This is a genomic window from Streptomyces sp. NPDC050534 (assembly GCF_044457745.1).
GTDB lineage: Bacteria > Actinomycetota > Actinomycetes > Streptomycetales > Streptomycetaceae > Streptomyces.
On sequence record NZ_JBITHF010000002.1, the window covers coordinates 782,058 to 799,277 of the forward strand.

A 17,220-nucleotide genomic window follows, 5' to 3' on the forward strand; every position below is an offset into this window, starting at 1 on the left:
CATGAACACATCCAGAAGGGCGCTGCTGGGCGCCACGCTCGGCGGCGCCGCGGGAGCCGCGGTCGGTCTGCCGGCCGCCACCGCCCACGCGGCCTCCTGGCAGCAGAAGTGGGCCCCGTCCGCGTCCCGTGACGGCCTCGGCGCCTTCGAGACTGTCGAGGACGACCGAGCCGACTCGCACCCCGCCGGACATCCGCACATCTTCGCCACCGGCGACAACTGGCGCTTCACCATGCACAGGGTGGACCGCGACACCTCCACCGACCGCCAGCGCCAGGAGGCCACCGGTCTGCGCAACGGCAGCGGCGGCAACTACCTCAAGTGGACCGAGGGCCAGACCTGGCGGCTCACGTACTCGATGTACATCCCGAGCTCGCTGAAGGCGACCACCACCTTCACCCACATCATGCAGATGAAGCAGCCCGGCAGCGGCACGTCCCCGATCGTCGTGCAGTCGCTGCGCCGGGTGAACGGCAAGCGGACCATCGAGCTGCAACTGCCCGTCGAGGGCACCCTCGTCGGCCGCGCCGACCTCGACCCGCTGCACGACAAGTGGACCGACGTCGACTTCCAGATCAAGGTCGGCAACGGCTCGGCGGGCTCGGTCCGCTGGATCCTGAAGTCCGGCGGTGCGACCGTCGTCGACAGGTCGAAGACCGGCGTCGACACCTTCCTGGCCGACCGCGTGCGCCCGAAGTGGGGCATCTACCGCTCCCTCGGCGACACCTCCGGGTCCCTGCAGGACACCTATCTCCTGCTCACCAACCTCCGCGGCTACCAACTCGTCTGAGAGGCCGGCCCATGAGACCCCCCACCGCACAGCGGACGGGGACGGCGGCGATCGTGTTCTTCGTCCTTGCCGTCGTCCTCGGACTGGCCCATCCCGCCGCGCTCGCGGCCCCGCGCACCGGCGCACCCACCACCCCCCGACTCACCGCCGCCGTCTTCGACGTACGCGCCTACGGAGCCAAGGGCGACGGCTCCGCCAACGACACCCCTGCTGTCAACAAGGCCATCACCGCGGCGAGTTCGGCCGACGGTGGCGGCATCGTCCGCTTCCCGGCCGGCGACTACAGGTCCAGGAACACCATCCACATGAAGAGCCACGTGACGCTCCAGCTCGACAAGGGCGCCACGCTCCAAGGCTCGAACGCCGACACCTACGACAAGGCCGAGCCCAACCCGTGGGACGCCTACCAGGACTACGGGCACAGCCACTTCCACGACGCGATGATCTATGGCGACCGGCTGACCGACATCGGCTTCACCGGGCAGGGCGTCATCGACGGCATGGGCAACCTGATCACGGGCAACCCCAGGTCCGGCGAGGCCGACAAGATCATCTCGCTGACACGCTGCGACGGACTGCGGATCGGCGACGGGCTCACCCTCCGCCGGGGCGGTCACTTCGCCGCACTGATCAACGGCTGCACGAACGTCACCTCGGACCGTCTCACCATCGACACCGCGAGCGACCGCGACGGCTGGAACATCATCTCCACGACGAACGTCACGGTCACGAACGCCGACATCAGGGCGAACGACGACGCGCTCGTCTTCAAGAGCGACTACGCCCTGGGCGCCAAGCTCACCAACGGCCACGTGCGGGTGAGCGGTTCGCATCTGTCGGCGAGGTGCTGCAACGCCCTGATGTTCGGCTCCGAGACCTGCGGCGACTTCTCGGACTACCGCTTCGAGAACATCCGCATCGAGGGCGCCGACAAGTCCGGACTCGGCATGGTGACCATGGACGGCGCGAAGATCTCCGACGTCCACTACCGCGACATCACGATGACGAACGTCCACTCGCCGATCATGCAGAAGATCGGCACCAGGAAGCGGTGCGGCAACCGTCCCGGTGTCGGGTCGATCAGCGGCATCACGTACGACAACATCACGGCCACCGGCAGCAGCCCGTCCTTCAGCCCGACCCTGTGGGGCGAGAACGGTCACCGGATCAAGGGCGTCACCTTCAACAACGTCGACATCACGGTCCCGGGCGGCAACGGCACCCTGTCCACCGGTGTGCCGAGCAACGACCCGAACGACTACAACCCGAAGGCGATCGGCACCCGCCCGTCCTACGGCTGGTACCTCCACAACGCCGACGACGTCCAATTCACCGACAGTTCCGTCAAGTTCGCCGTCGACGACGGCCGCCCGGCGCTCCTCGCGAATGCCGCGAGCGACATCCGCCTCACTCGCTTCACGGCGCAGAAGGGTGGCAATTCGCCCTTCGACGTGGGCTTCCAGGACACCACCGGCGGCTGTCTGACGGACAGTCACAACACGTCCGGCGGCGCGCTGCGGGTCTCGGGCGGCCAGGACTGCGGTACGGCGGCGAAACCGCTCGACCTGGAGAACCCCCGCCAGGACTTCCTCCGCAACTCCGTCGGCGGCCTGTTCCTTCACTGGGGTCTGCGCACCGCTCCCGCCCACACCAGTTGCTCCGCCTGGGAGAAGGACGCCACGGACGGCGGCTGGACCCCGGACTACTGGGTGAACGAGGCGCGGAAGCTGCACACCCAGTACCTGGTCCTCGCCTCCTTCCACAGCCGCCTCGGCTACGCCCGCCCCTGGCCGTCGAAGATCCCCGGATCCTGTTCCACCAAGCGGGACTTCCTCGGCGAGCTGATCACCGCTGCCAAGGCCAAGGGCATGAAGGTCATCCTCTACATGACCGACGACCCTCAGTGGCACGACGAGGGCGGCCACGAATGGCTCGACTCGGCCGCCTACTCCGCCTACAAGGGCAAGGACGTCGACCTGACCACCCGCGACGGCTTCGGGCAGTTCAGCTACGACAACTTCTTCGAGGTCATGGACCGCTATCCCGACCTCGGCGGCTTCTGGATCGACAACGACAACGCCTACTGGGAGAGCCACGACCTCTACCGGCAGATCTACCAGAAGCGCCCCGACTACACGCTCAGCAACAACAACGAAGACACGCCGATCATGGACATGATCAGCAATGAGCAGAAGACGGGGATGACGCCGGCCTACGACTACCCGCAGGCCGTCTACACCGCCCAACCCCGCCTGACCGAGGCCGACTTCAAGCTGCCCTCCACCGGCGCCTGGTGGTACGACGGTTCCGACCCGTCCGTCGACAGGAAGCTCACCCTCGGCCGGCTGGTCACCAACGCGGGCTCCTCGGTGAAGGCCCTGATGGCCGAGACCGCCCAGGTCAACGGCAGGTTCCCGGCCAACCAGGCCGCCTTCAACACCTTCGCCGCCTCCTACCTCGACCCGATCTGGGAGTCCCTGCACGGCACCGAGGGCGGCGGCTACATGTACGGCGGCCTCAAGCCCGGCTTCTGGAACGACGGTGCCCACGGCGTGACGACGGTCGCCAAGGACGACCCGAACCGGCAGTACATCCACGTCCTGACCCCGCCCAGCACCACCACCCTGCGCATCCGCGACAACGGCTACCGCATCGCCTCGGTCACGAACCTCCGTACGGGCACGGCGGTTTCATGGTCGCAGTCGGGCGGCGTACTGACCCTGACCGGCCTCGGCGACTGGGACCCGTACGACACCGTCTTCAAGGTCACCACCGCCGGCCGCCAGGGCGTTCTCAGCGGCGTCAAGGCGACCGCGAGTGCCTCCGCAGGCGGACACGCCGGGCAGTCGGCGGCCGATGGTGACTACCGCACCTACTGGGACAACGACAAGACACTGCCGGTGAACCTCACCTTCGACCTCGGCTCGGCGAAGAGGGTCCAGTACATCGGGCTCAACCAGCGCGAGGACTCCGTCGCCTACGCCCGCTCGGCCACCGAGCAGTCGGCGCGGGTCAAGGACTACAAGGTGTATCTGAGCAACGACGGCTCGACCTGGGGGAGTCCGGTCAGGACCGCACAACTCCCCAGCCGCCGCGGCATGCAGGGCATCGACCTCACGGCCGCGAACGCCCGCTACGTCCGCCTGGAGGTCGACAGCACCTGGGCCGCCTCCAGCGATTCCACACGCTACAAGCGGCTGCGGATCGACGAAGCATGGATCGGCACGTCGTACGCCACACCGGCGGCCTTCGCCCCCATGTCCGACAACGGGCAGTCGCTGCGTCCCGCCATGGGCTGGAGCAGCTGGAGCTTCGTGCGCCGGTGGCCGACTGCGGCGAAGATCGAGGCCCAGGCGGACGCGCTCGCGTCGAGCGGCCTGAAGGACCACGGCTTCGGCTACGTCAACCTCGACGACTTCTGGCAGAAGTGCGACTCCGACGGCTTCGTCGTCGACAAGTACGGCCGCTGGACCCCCGACCCGGCGAAGTTCCCGGACGGCATCAAGGCGGTCGCGGACCACGTCCACTCCAAGGGCCTGAAGTTCGGTTTCTACGTGACGCCCGGTATCGCGAAGAGCGCCGTCACGAGGAACACCCCGATCGAAGGGACCCCTTACCACGCCAAGGACATCGTGGACACCTCGAAGACCGAGAAGAACTACAACTGCAAGAACATGTACTACCTCGACTACTCCAAGCCGGGCGCGCAGGAGTTCGTGAACTCGTGGGCGCGGCAGTTCGCCTCCTGGGGAGTCGACTACCTGAAGATCGACGGCGTGGGCAGCCAGGACATCGACGACGTCCGGGCCTGGGACACGGCGCTGCGGGCGAGCGGACGGCCCGTCAACTTCGCGCTCTCCAACAACCTGCCGATCGCCGACGCCGTCAACTGGCGCAAGCTGGCCAACAGCTGGCGTACTCAGGGCGACGTCGAGTGCTACTGCGGATCCGGCGCCAACGGCAGCGGCTATCCCCTCACCGACTGGTCCCATGTGGCCAAGCGGTTCGACTCGGCCGCCTCCTGGCGGGCGTACGCGGGCCCCGGCGGCTGGAACGACCTGGACTCGCTGGAGATCGGCAACGGCGACCGGGCGGGCCTGACCGCGGACCAGCGGCGTTCCCACTTCACCCTGTGGGCGATGGCCGCCTCGCCGCTGCTGCTCGGCACCGACCTCACCCAACTCGACTCCGTCGACAAGGCGATGCTCACCAACGACCGGCTGATCGGAGTCGACCAGGACGGCGTGGCGGCGCAACGGATCGTGGACAGCGGCGTCAAGCAGGTCTGGAGCAAACGTGAGAGCAACGGCGACTACGTGATCGCGCTGTTCAACACCGGGACCTCCGGCAGCTCCACGGTGAGCCTGAACTGGTCGCAGGCCGGCTTCACCGGCTCCGGCGACGTCACGGACCTGTGGTCCGGCGCACACAAAGGCACCGTCGCAAACACATACAGCGCAAGCCTGCGGCCGGGAGAGACACGGCTGATCAGGGTGCGGCCGGTCACAGCTTCGTCCCAGAGCTGAGGGGAACACACGTGAATCTCAGAAGAGTTCTGCCGTACGGCGTGGCCGCGGCCCTCGCCCTGCCCCTCGTGGGCCTGGGCCAGGGGAGCGCTGCCGCCGCCACCGACTACCAGGCGGAGGACGCCGCCATCTCGCAGGGCACCGTGGCCACCAACCACACCGGGTACACCGGCACCGGCTTCGTCGACTACACCAACGTCAAGGGTTCCTATGTGGAGTTCACGGTGAACGCGGCCGCCGCGGGCACCGCGGCGGTGACCTTCCGGTTCGCCAACGGGACCGCCGCCGACCGGCCCATGGACATCTCCGTCGGCGGCACGGTCGTCGCCTCCGGCGTGTCCTTCCCGGCCACCGCCGACTGGAACACCTGGACCACCAAGACCGTCGACGTCCCGCTCAAGGCGGGCTCCGACAAGATCCGTGCGACCGCCACGACCGCCGTCGGCGGCCCCAACCTGGACCGCATCGGCGTCGGTACCGCGGGGGGTGACACCCAGGCCCCGACCCGCCCCGGGCAGCCCAGCTGCTCCGACGTCGGCGAGGACGGGCTCACCCTGGCGTGGGGCGCCTCGACGGACGACGTGGGCGTCGCGGCGTACGACCTCTACGAGCACGGCAACAAGATCGGTGAGGTGCCGGGCAGTTCGACCAGCAAGGCGCTCACCGGCCTCACGCCGAACACCACCTACAACCTGACCGTCATCGCCCGCGACGCCGCCGGCAACACCTCCTCGGCCAGCCCCGTCGTCGACTGCACCACCAGGCCCAGCTCCGACACCACCCCGCCGACCAGGCCGGGCACTCTGTCCGCCGCCGAAGTCAGCGCGAACAGCGCCGACTTGACCTGGGGCGCCGCCACGGACGACCGGGCGGTCGTCGCCTACGACGTGCGCAGCGGCAGCACGGTCTACAAGACCGTCACCGGCGGCACCTCCACCACGCTCACCGGGCTCGCCTGCAACAGCCCGTACGCGCTGAACGTGGTCGCCCGCGACGCCGCGGGCAATGTCTCGCCCGAGAGCAACACCGTCACCTTCACCACCAAGTCCTGCGCCACCGACGGCGGCGTCCCGTCCTCCGTCGCCACACTGTCGCCGGGCTGGACCGTCCCGTGGGGCACCGGCTGGATGCCCGACGGCAGGACCGCGCTGGTCACCGAACGGGACGACTTCCGGGTCTGGAAGGTGACCAAGGACGGCGCCAGGACCCAGGTGGGAACCGTCCCGAACGCCGTCACCACCAACGGTGAGGGCGGCCTGCTCGGTGTCGCCGTCGACCCGAAGTGGGAGACGAACCACTACGTCTACTTCATGCACACCGCCTCCGAGGGCAACCGCGTGGTGCGCATGACGTACGACGGGACCGGGCTGAGCGAATACAAGGTGCTGCTCCAGGGCATCAAGAAGAACCGCTACCACAACGGCGGCCGCCTCGCCTTCGGCCCCGACGGCTATCTGTACGTCTCCACCGGCGAGGCCCAGACGCCGGATCTGGCGCAGGACAAGAACTCCCTCAACGGCAAGATCCTGCGCATGACCACGGACGGCAGGCCGGCCCCGGGCAACCCGTTCGGCAACTACGTCTACAGCCTCGGCCACCGCAACCCGCAGGGCCTCGCCTTCGACCGCAACGGTCGGCTGTGGGAGGCGGAGTTCGGCAACAGCTCCAAGGACGAGCTGAACCTCATCAAGCCGGGCGCCAACTACGGCTGGCCCACGTGCGAGGGCAACTGCAGCGTCTCCGGCATGACCAACCCGAAGGCCACCTGGAACGTCGACGAGGCCTCGCCCAGCGGCATCGCCATCGTGCGCAACGTCGTCTACATGGCGTCCCTGCGCGGCGAGCGGCTGTGGCGCATCCCGATCAACGGTGACAACGAGAGCGTGGGCACGCCGACCGCGTACTACGTGGGCACCTACGGGCGGCTGCGGACCGTGACGAAGGTGCCGGGCGCCGACCAGCTGTGGCTGTCGACCACCAACTGCGACAACAACGGCAACCAGCCGGACGGCTCGGACAAGATCTTCCGGGTGACCATCGGCTGACGGGCCGTCAGGCCTGGTACAGGGCCTCGACCTCGTTGGCGTAGGCGTTCTCGATGGCCTTCCGCTTCAGCTTCAGGGACGGGGTCAGCAGACCGTGTTCCTCGGTGAACGGCTGGGCCAGTATCCGGAAGGTGCGGATCGACTCGGCCTGGGAGACGAGGGTGTTGGCGGCGACCACCGCACGCCGCACCTCCGTCTCCAGGTCGGCGTCGCGAACCAGCTGGGCGGGGGCCATCTGCGGCTTGCCGCGCATCTGCAGCCAGTGCTCGACGGCCTCCTGGTCGAGCGTGACCAGAGCGGCGATGTAGGGGCGGTCGTTGCCGACGACGATGCACTGGTTGACCAGCGGATGGTCGCGGACCCGCTCCTCCAGCACGCCGGGCGAGACGCTCTTGCCGCCGGAGGTCACGAGGATCTCCTTCTTGCGGCCGGTGATGGTGAGGTAGCCGTCCTCGTCCAGGGAGCCCAGGTCGCCGGTGCCGAGCCAGCCGTCGTGCAGGGTCTCGTCGGTGGCCTTCTGGTTGTTGAGGTAGCCCGAGAAGACGTTCGGGCCGTGCAGCCAGATCTCGCCGTCGTCCGCGATGTGCACGGTGACGCCCGGGATGGGCTGGCCGACGGTGCCGTAGCGGGTGCGCTCGGGCGGGTTCGCGGTCGCGGCCGCCGTCGACTCGGTGAGGCCGTAGCCCTCGTAGACCTGCACGCCCGCGCCCGCGAAGAACAGGCCGAGCCTGCGGTCCATCCCGGAGCCGCCCGACATGGCGTTGCGGATCCGGCCGCCCATCGCGGCCCGCACCTTGGAGTAGACGAGCTTGTCGAAGAGCTGGTGCTGCACGCGCAGACCGGCCGAGGGGCCGGGTCCGATGCCCCAGGCCTTCGCCTCGACGGCGTCCGCGTACTTCACGGCGATGTCGACGGCCTTCTCGAAGGGCCCGGACTTGCCTTCCTTCTCGGCCTTGCGGCGGGAGGCGTTGAAGACCTTCTCGAAGATGTACGGCACCGCGAGGATGAACGTCGGCCGGAACGCCTGCAGGTCGGGCAGCAGGGCGGCCGCGTTGAGCTGCGGCTGGTGGCCGAGGCGCACCCCGCCGCGGATGGTGGCGACCTCCACCATGCGTCCGAAGACGTGCGCGAGCGGGAGGAAGAGCAGGGTCGACGCCTCGTCGCCCTTCTTGGTGTGGAACACCGGCTCCCAGCGCTCGATGACGGTGTCCGACTCGTACATGAAGCTGCCGTGGGTGATCACACAGCCCTTCGGGCGGCCCGTGGTGCCCGAGGTGTAGATGATCGTCGCGACCGAGTCCGGGGTGATCGCCTGCCGGTGGCGGTGCACCAGGTCGTCGTCGAGGTGGGCGCCGGCGTCGTAGAGCTCGTGCAGGCAATCGTTGTCGAGCTGCCAGAGCTGGTGGAGCTGCGGAAGCCGGTCGATGACGGTGGCGATCGTCATCGCGTGGTCCTCGTGCTCCACGATCGCGGCCGTGCACTCGGCGTCGTAGAGCATCCAGAAGCACTGCTCGGCCGACGACGTGGGGTAGATCGGCACCACCTGGGCGCCGATCGTCCACAGTGCGAAATCGAACAGGGTCCACTCGTAGCGGGTACGGGACATGATCGCGACGCGGTCGCCGAACCGGATGCCCCGGGCGAGCAGCCCCTTGGCGAGGGCCAGTACCTCGTCCCGGAACTCGGCCGCGGTCACGTCGCGCCACTGTGCGCCGTCGTCCTTGCGGCCGAGCGAGATGTGCAGCGGGTCCTTCTGGGCACGCTCGAACACCACGTCGGCCAGACCGCCCACTGTCGGTGCCAGCGTCAACGCAGGGCTGGTGAACTCGCGCAAACCCACTCCCCGCTCCCTCAGCGCTGTATCGAGTACTAGGCAAGCGCCGTGAAAGCTACCCCACCCTGAGACAGGGCGGGAGGGGGGTCAAAAGCGAACAACCCTCAGCCTCAGCCTGGTCAGCTGCCGGAAAATGCGCTCACATCCGGAAGGGTCGGACAGAAAACTGACGGTTGAGTAAGTTTCGGTTCCGCAATCTCCACCGAATCTGTACGAGTGAACTACCGCCCTTGACCCCTGGTCAACGACCTCACCGGCGCGGTGAAACCGTCTCCTCCGTCAGCGTACCGGGGGCGGAATTCGTCACTCCGGTCCGGTCGGCGCGGGGCGTCCGGACCAGTGTCACGACCAGTGCCCCGGCGATCGTCGCGGTGAGTCCGGCCACCACCGCGGCGGTGTTCAGACCCGACGCGAACGCCGCTCGCAACGTGTGCTCGGGGAAAGATCCCCGCAGCGCACCGGCCGCACCACCCGCCAGCGCGTGGGCCGCGTCGTGCGGCAGCGTGTCGCTCATCCGCGAGGTCACCGCCGTGCCGTAGACCGCGATGCCGAGCGCGTACCCGAGCTGCCGGAACGTGTTCACGGCGCCGCCCGCCATCCCGGACCGCTCCGGCGGTACGGCTGCCAGCGCGGCGCCCGCGATCCCGGGCGAGACCAGACCCGTGCCCACGCCCACCAGGATCAGCCCCGGCACCAGCGCGGACGCCGTCGAGCCCGCGTCCAGCCCGGTCATGCAGAACTGGCCCGTGCCGATCAGCAGCAGCCCGCCGCCGACGGTGATCCGCGCCGGCACCCCGTGCAGCAGCCGCCCGCCCGCCGCCGCCACCACGAACGACGACAGCGACAGCCACAGGAAGACCAGCCCGCCGCGCACCGGGCTCATCCCGAGCAGCGTCTGGAGCCAGATCGAGTCGTACGCCATGAGGCTGAACGCCGCCGCGTTGAAGGCGAGCGCGCCCACCATGACGCCCGAGAACGCGGGCTTGAGGAACAGCCGGGGGTCCAGCAGCGGGTCGCTGCCGCGCCGCTCGACCGCGAGGAAGCCCACCAGCGCCACCACGGCGGCCGCGAAGGTGAGCAGGGTGCCCGTCTCGCCCCAGCCGTGCTGCCCGGCCCGTACCGCCCCGTACGTCAGCGCCCCCGCGAACGCGGCGAACGTCACCGTGCCCGCCCAGTCCACGTGCCGCTCGCGCAAGCCGTGCGACTCAGGCACCACCTTCAGCGTCAGCCACACCGTGGCCACGCTCACCGGCAGATTGACGTAGAAGATCCACCGCCAGCCCGGCCCGTCGGTCAGCAGACCGCCGACCACCGGGCCCACCGCGGCCGCCGCGCCGCTGACCGCGCCCCACACGCCGAGCGCCACGGACCGCCGCCTGCCCTGGTAGACGGAGCCGAGCAGCGGCAGCGTGGTGGCGAACATCGCCGCCGCGCCGAGACCCTGCACCGCGCGCGAGGCGACCAGCATGCCCGGCCCGCTCGCGAGGCCGCACAGCAGCGAGGCGCCCGCGAACACCACCACGCCCACGACGTGCACCCGCCGCCGCCCCAGGATGTCGGCCGCGGCGCCTGTACCGAGCAGCAGCGCGGCCAGGGCCAGCGCGTACCCGTCCATCACCCACTGCAGATCGCTCAGCGACGCGTCCAGCGACCTGGCCATGTCCGGCAGCGCGACCACCGCGATCGTCACGTCCAGCAACAGCATGAACGTGCCCAGGCACACGGCCGTGAGCGTCCCCCATGTACGCATGTCCTCAACTCCTCGTCGGTTCCCCTCGGTGCGTTGTGCACCGGATGCGTGTCTCTCCGTACGATGGGCATCGAGCGGCCGATCACAGTGGTACGGAGCCGTGGTCCGACGGAATCCGACGGGAGCGGCCGTTATGGAGATGGAATCCGATGTCTTCGACCGACTCGACCTGCGGCTGCTGAACGCGCTGGAGGTCAACGGCCGGGCCTCCTTCAGCAGGCTCGCCGCGGTGCTCGGCGTCTCCGACCAGACCGTCGCGCGCCGCTACCGGCGCCTGTGCGCCGAGGGCGGTCTCAGGGTCGTCGCTGTACGGGACGCCGACGCCCTCGGGCAGGACCAGTGGACGCTGCGGCTGCGGTGCGTCCCGGACAGCGCCCAGACCATCGCGGAGGCGCTCGCCAAACGGCCCGACACCAACTGGGTCGGCCTCGCCTCCGGCGGCACCGAGATCATCCTCGGCACCCGCCCGCGCAGCCCGGGCGACCACGACGACCTGCTGCTCGGCAAACTGCCGCGCACCCCGCGCGTCCTGGAGATCCGCGCCCACCAGTTGCTGCACCGCTTCTACGGCGGCCCGAGCGGCTGGCTGCACAAGTTCGCGGTCCTCACCCCGGACGAGATCGAGGCCCTCACCCCGGACCCCGTTCCCGACCCGGGCCCGGCCCGCATCGGCCCCGAGGACGAGCCCCTGCTCGCGGTCCTGGAGCGCGACGGCCGCGCCACCTACCCCGAACTCCAGCGCGCCACCGGCCGCTCCGAGTCCGCCGTCAAGCGCCGCCTCGGCGCGCTGCTCGCCTCCGGCGCCGTCTACCTGGACGTGGAGTACCCCTCAGAGGCCATCGGCTACCCGGTGGCCGCGGCGCTCTGGCTCACCACGACCCCGGCGGCACTGCACTCCGTGGGCGAGGCGCTCGCCACGCACGACCAGATCGCGCATGCGGCCGCCACCGCGGGGCCCACGAATCTCACGGCCACGGCGGTGCTGCGGAACACCGCGGAGCTGTACGCCTACCTCAGCGGGCCGCTCGGCCGGCTGGAGGGCGTCCAGCACGTGGAGGCGACGCCGTTCCTGCGACGGGTGAAACAGCTGACGTACCGGCCTCGGCCCCGCTAACCGCTCCGCCTGCGCTGCAGCCTGTCCCCGCCCGCCAGGATCGTCGCCGCAAGGGCGTCCGCCGCCTCCTGGGCCGTGCTGTGGCGGTGGCCGTGGAGCAGGACGAAGTCGACACGGCCGAGTTCGGGCAGGCCGAACCGGTCGGGGAGGCGCACGAGGCCCGGTGGGATCAGGCCGCGGGAGTGGGCCATGACGCCCAGGCCCGCGCGGGCCGCCGCGATCAGTGCACTCAGGCTGCCGCTGGTGCAGGCGATGCGCCAGGGCCGGCCCTCGCGCTCCAGGGACTCCAGGGCCACGGCCCGCGTGATGCCGGGCGGCGGGAAGACGATCAGCGGCACCGGGCGGTCCGCCTCCAGGCGCAGCCGCTCCGCGCCGATCCACACCAGCTCGTCGTGCCAGACCAGATCGCCGCGCCGGTCCTCGGGCCGCCGCTTGGCCAGCACCAGGTCCAGCCTCCCGGCCGCCAGCTGCTCGTGCAGCGTGCCCGAAAGCTCGACCGTCAGCTCCAGGTCCACCTCGGGGTGGTCGTGGCGGAAGCCCTCGAGGATCTCCGGCAGCCGGGTCAGCACGAAGTCCTCCGAGGCGCCGAAGCGCAGCCGGCCGCGCAGCCGGGTACCCGTGAAGAACGCCGCCGCCTGCTCCTGCACCTCGAGGATCCGCCGCGCGAACCCGAGCATCGCCTCGCCGTCCTCGGTCAGCTCCACGGAGTGGGTGTCCCGGGAGAACAGCTGCCGCCCGGTCGCGTCCTCGAGCCGCCGTACGTGCTGGCTGACCGTCGACTGGCGCAGTCCGAGGCGCCGGGCGGCCTGGGTGAAGCTCAGGGTCTGGGCGACCGCCAAGAAGGTGCGCAGGTGGGAGGGGTCGTACATAAGGACAACGGTAGCCGCTCATCACGAAACGCGATGACAGTCAGAGCGGTATGACGGATTCCCGATCAGCCTCCGGAGGAGGACGATGAACGGGGGCCCTCCGGCCCCCGGACCGACGACATGAACCAGCAAGTGGAGCACCGTGAAACGCCTGCAGTGGCCGAGTTGGATGCCGATCGACCCGTACATCCTGCTGCTGCTCGGGACGGTGGGGCTCGCGGCCCTGCTCCCGGCGCGCGGGACGGGGGCCGACGTGGCCTCGGGCGCCTCCACGGCCGCGATCGCCTTCCTCTTCTTCCTGTACGGCGCCCGGCTCTCCACCCGTGAGGCGCTGGACGGGCTCAGGCACTGGCGGCTGCACACCACGGTCCTCGCCTGCACGTTCGTGATCTTCCCGCTGCTGGGCCTGGCCGCCCGCGGCCTCGTCCCGGTCCTGCTGAACCAGCCGCTCTACCAGGGCCTGCTCTTCCTCACGCTCGTGCCGTCGACCATCCAGTCGTCGATCGCCTTCACCTCGATCGCCCGCGGCAACGTGCCCGCCGCGATCTGCGCGGGCTCCTTCTCCTCCCTCGTCGGCATCGTCGTCACGCCGCTCCTCGCGGCCGCCGTGCTCGGCAGCAGCGCCGGCGGGTTCTCCGCCGACTCGCTCGTGCAGATCGTGCTCCAGCTGCTGGTGCCGTTCGTCGCGGGGCAGCTGCTGCGCCCCTGGATCGGCGGCTTCATCGCCCGGCACAAGAAGGTCCTCGGCCTGGTCGACCGCGGCTCCATCCTGCTCGTCGTCTACACCGCGTTCAGCGAGGGCATGGTCAAGGGCATCTGGCACCAGGTCAGCCCGCTCCGGCTCGGCGGCCTGCTGGTCGTGGAGGCCATGCTGCTCGCCGTGATGCTGGCACTGACCTGGTACGGCGCGAAGGCGCTCCGCTTCGGCCGCGAGGACCGCATCGCCATCCAGTTCGCCGGGTCCAAGAAGTCCCTGGCCTCCGGACTGCCCATGGCGAGCGTCCTGTTCGGCGCCCACGCCTCGCTGGCCGTGCTGCCGCTGATGCTCTTCCACCAGATGCAGCTGATGGTGTGCGCGGTGATCGCCAAGCGCCGTGCGCAGGACGCGGACGACGCGGGCGGCGCGGGCGGCGCGGGCGACAAGCCCGCGCCGGTCACCCCCCGCGAGTCAGCCGGACCGTCACGAACCGCGGTCGGTACAGGGTCACGTTCGCGTTGATGCTCGCCGAGGCGCCGGTCGTGGCCAGCCAGTTGACGTCGTAGCTGAGCACCAGCCGTCCGTCACCGCCGCCCGCGCCGGAGGCGCTGTTCGACACAGCGGGGTGCGCCTGCGGGTTGTACGCGGCGACCCCGGCCGTCGGCAGGGCGGGGCTGAAGTCCTTCGCCGGGCCGTGCCAGGGCCCGGTGGGGGAGCAGGACCAGTACGAGGTCACGGTGGTCAGGCCCGCCGTCCCCGAGGCCATCGTGAACAGCATGTACGTGCCGTCCACCGGCACCACCGAGAAGGCGCTGCCCACCTTGGCGCCGCGCAGCGGCTGCGGCGTCAGCCCCCATCCGGAGCCGCTCCAGTACCGCCACGCGGACGGCTCCCCGAGCCGCCCCTCCGGCACCCGCGCCACGTACGCGGACGAGGCCGGCCGTGACGCGGCCTGCCCGTCGTCGCCGCCGAACACGTACGTCCAGCCCTCCTTCTCGACCAGCGTGGTGCCGAACAGGACGCGCCGGGAGGGATCGGGGACCAGGCTCTGGTCGAGCACCTTCACCACCGACTCGACCCGCAGGCCGGGAAGCGACAGGGTGGCGACCTCGGTGGCGGTGGGCACCCCGTAGATCCACGGCGACTGCCCGGCCGTCCGCACCCACAGCAGTACCCGGACGACCTTCTCGGCAGAGCCGGGGGAGCGGGGCTCGACGCGGGCGGCGACGGGCCAGCGCCACTGGTCGGGGGCCGGGTCCGGGAAGAGCGGGGTGGGGAGCGTGGTCCTCAGCCGGTCCTTGCCGTCCATCACCACGGCCGAGTTGCGCACCAGCGGGGCCGTCCGGTCCCGCCAGGCGTACGACTCGCCGACCGGGTTGGGCGGACCGTGCACCTGGCCGAGATACGTGTCCGAGAACAGCCACAGCACCCGGCCGTCCGGCAGCCGCACCGAGTGGGTGCCGTCGCCGCCGGTCCAGTCGTCGGTGCGGGTGGCGTCGTCGCCGTAGCGGGCGAACTCGCCGGTGAGGCCCTTGTCGGGCGACCACGAGGCGACCTTGTGCGGTGCGCATCCGCCCTCCCGGCCGTGGTGGTCCGGGAGGGCGGTGAGCAGCACGGCCCCGAGAACCAGGGCCAGCAGCAGGCCGAGGCCGGTTCCCGTCCGCTGTCGTGCTCGTGCGTCCTCGGGCACGGACGGGACGTTAGTGGCTGCCGCTCACATGGTCCATGGGTAGCCACAGCACGGTGTCCTTCAGCGAGGCCGCTCGGCCGGCGAGCTCCTCGTCGCTCAGCGCCCGGTCCCACACATGGACGTCGTCGATCGCACCGGTGAAGAAGGCGCGGCTGTCCATGCGCTGCCCGATGTGCACGCCGAACGGCGAGTTGCGGCTGACCGACCCCGGTACGTCCGCCGTCGTCGTCTGCACACCGTCGACCGCGATCGTGAGCTGTCCGCCGCCGCGGCGCAGGGTGAGACGGTGCCACTGGCCGTCGTTGTAGGCGCCGTTCGTGCGCACGGACGCCGACTGCGGGGCCGCCGCGCCGTTGCGCACGGTGATCAGGCCCTGGATGCGGTTGCTCGCGGGCTCGCCGCGCAGCCAGACCTGGGGCTGCGTGGTCCCGATCCCGCCCATCCACAACAGCGGCTGCTCACCGGTCGTGGCGGTGTAGCGGAACCAGAGCGACGCGGTGAAGTCCTCGGTCCCCAGGGGGAGTTCGTCGCGATACGGCAGGCGTACGGCGTCGTCGACGCCGTCGAACTCCAGCGCCCGGCCGAACACGCCGTCCGTCGTCCCGGCGCCGCCGAGCACGGCCGCGGGACGCGCGTGCCGGGCGAAATCGGTGGTGGTGGGGTCCGGGCCGCGGCGCGGTTGCAGCCAGTCCTCGTCGAAGCGCGCGAAGCGGATCTCGTCGCGCGCGTCGACGGCGCCGCCCTCGTACATCAGCCCCACCGTGTCCACGTCGATGCGCGCCATGTCGGAGTAGCCCGACCAGTCCGTGGTGACGACCGTGCCGTGGTCCACGCTGTCCCAGGTGCGGCCGCCGTCGTAGGAGGAGCGGATCATCATCGTTCGGCGGCGGTCGGGGTCGCCGGGACAGGCCAGCAGGATGCGGTCGCCGAGGCGGAGCATCGAGCCCTGCACCTGGGGCGTGTAGAGGTCCGGGAGGGCGCGGAAGGGGGCGGTGAAGCTGTCGCCGCCGTCGCGGCTGACGGCCTGGGTGCGGTGGCCGAGGTCGGTCCCGTCCGTCTCACGGCCGCTGACCAGGACCGAGCCGTCGGTGCGCTCGGTGAGCGTCATCTCGGAGGGCTTCTGCCGGAAGGTGCCGTCGTCGGCGATCGGCCAGGAGTCGGTGGCGCCGATCCGCCAGTGGTCGCCGCCGTCGTCGCTGACGATCAGTGCCGCATGGTTGGCCACAACCCGACTGCCGTTCCACGTCTCGGTGTTGACGCCGAACACCAGCCTCCCGGCGTGCTTGCCGCGGCTCAGCTGGATGCCGTGCACGGGGCCGGTGGCGTACCAGGAGTTCCAGTTCGCGGGCAGGATCTCGGAGCTGAGGTCGCGCGGCGGGGACCAGGTGACTCCGTCGTCGTCGCTGTACTGCAGGTGCGGGGTGCGGTCGCACGGGACCGAGCAACTGCCGCTGTCCGTACGGCCGGTGTTGTACGTCTCGGCCAGCAGGACGCGGCCGGTCCTGCGGTCCACGATCGGCGCCGGGTTGCCGTGCGTGTCGCCGCCGCCGTCGCTGACGACCTGCAGCGGGCCCCAGGTGCGGCCGCCGTCCGTGGAGCGCTTGAGGACGATGTCGATGTCGGCCGCGTCCCCGCAGTTGAGGACGCGGCCCTCGGCGAAGGCCAGCAGCGTGCCGTCGTTCGTCCTCACGATCGCCGGTATGCGGAAGCACGCATAGCCGGGGTCCTGCGATGCCTTGAAGATGATCTGCTGCTCGAACACGGGGGTCCCGGCCGGGGATTGGGCGTGTGCGGGACTCGGGAGCACGGCCACGCCCACCAGGACGGCGACCGCGGTGACGACGGATCTCAGACGCGCGCGAAGACGTGACGGCATGGTGCGAACCTGCCCTTCGGAGGTCTGGA

General features: G+C 70.3%; 10 protein-coding genes. 5 read left to right on the top strand and 5 right to left on the bottom strand.

The features are described 5' to 3' along the window. The first annotated feature begins 1 nt into the window (after window position 1). The 3 genes from ACIBN2_RS09310 to ACIBN2_RS09320 are packed head-to-tail and all read left to right on the top strand — an operon-like array spanning window position 2 to window position 7,361. Complete coding sequence (locus ACIBN2_RS09310) at window positions 2–790, top strand: Tat pathway signal sequence domain protein (RefSeq protein ID WP_399133612.1); 789 nt, start codon at window positions 2–4, stop codon at window positions 788–790. Between the two features lie 11 nt (window positions 791–801). After that, window positions 802–5,316 carry a glycosyl hydrolase family 28 protein gene (locus tag ACIBN2_RS09315; protein WP_399133613.1) on the top strand — a complete coding sequence of 1,505 codons (4,515 nt, stop codon included), beginning with the start codon at window positions 802–804 and terminating at the stop codon, window positions 5,314–5,316. Between the two features lie 11 nt (window positions 5,317–5,327). Further along, window positions 5,328–7,361: a PQQ-dependent sugar dehydrogenase gene (locus tag ACIBN2_RS09320; RefSeq protein ID WP_399133614.1), complete on the top strand. Its 2,034-nt coding sequence runs from the start codon at window positions 5,328–5,330 to the stop codon at window positions 7,359–7,361. A gap of 7 nt (window positions 7,362–7,368) precedes the next feature. On the opposite strand, the gene ACIBN2_RS09325 is transcribed toward ACIBN2_RS09320, so the two are convergent. Both ACIBN2_RS09325 and ACIBN2_RS09330 read right to left on the bottom strand, forming a co-directional pair. Next, entirely contained in the window at window positions 7,369–9,195 is a 1,827-nt protein-coding gene (locus ACIBN2_RS09325) for an AMP-dependent synthetase/ligase (protein WP_399133968.1), read from the bottom strand. Between the two features lie 250 nt (window positions 9,196–9,445). Further along, window positions 9,446–10,945 carry an MFS transporter gene (locus ACIBN2_RS09330; RefSeq protein ID WP_399133615.1) on the bottom strand — a complete coding sequence of 500 codons (1,500 nt, stop codon included), beginning with the start codon at window positions 10,943–10,945 and terminating at the stop codon, window positions 9,446–9,448. A gap of 133 nt (window positions 10,946–11,078) precedes the next feature. Here ACIBN2_RS09330 and ACIBN2_RS09335 point away from each other — a divergent pair, with 133 nt between their 5' ends. Continuing rightward, window positions 11,079–12,059, top strand: coding sequence for an Lrp/AsnC family transcriptional regulator (locus ACIBN2_RS09335; protein WP_399133616.1), 981 nt, complete (start codon window positions 11,079–11,081; stop codon window positions 12,057–12,059). Here ACIBN2_RS09335 and ACIBN2_RS09340 read toward each other — a convergent pair. Next, window positions 12,056–12,928, bottom strand: coding sequence for a LysR substrate-binding domain-containing protein (locus ACIBN2_RS09340; protein WP_399133617.1), 873 nt, complete (start codon window positions 12,926–12,928; stop codon window positions 12,056–12,058). The two genes, ACIBN2_RS09335 and ACIBN2_RS09340, sit on opposite strands and share 4 nt — an antisense overlap. A gap of 142 nt (window positions 12,929–13,070) precedes the next feature. Here ACIBN2_RS09340 and ACIBN2_RS09345 point away from each other — a divergent pair, with 142 nt between their 5' ends. Further along, window positions 13,071–14,147: a bile acid:sodium symporter family protein gene (locus ACIBN2_RS09345; protein WP_399133619.1), complete on the top strand. Its 1,077-nt coding sequence runs from the start codon at window positions 13,071–13,073 to the stop codon at window positions 14,145–14,147. On the opposite strand, the gene ACIBN2_RS09350 is transcribed toward ACIBN2_RS09345, so the two are convergent. Beyond that, window positions 14,083–15,315 carry a hypothetical protein gene (locus ACIBN2_RS09350; protein WP_399133620.1) on the bottom strand — a complete coding sequence of 411 codons (1,233 nt, stop codon included), beginning with the start codon at window positions 15,313–15,315 and terminating at the stop codon, window positions 14,083–14,085. The genes ACIBN2_RS09345 and ACIBN2_RS09350 overlap by 65 nt on opposite strands. A gap of 10 nt (window positions 15,316–15,325) precedes the next feature. Further along, entirely contained in the window at window positions 15,326–17,191 is a 1,866-nt protein-coding gene (locus tag ACIBN2_RS09355) for an exo-alpha-sialidase (protein ID WP_399133621.1), read from the bottom strand. Window positions 17,192–17,220: the final 29 nt, after the last annotated feature.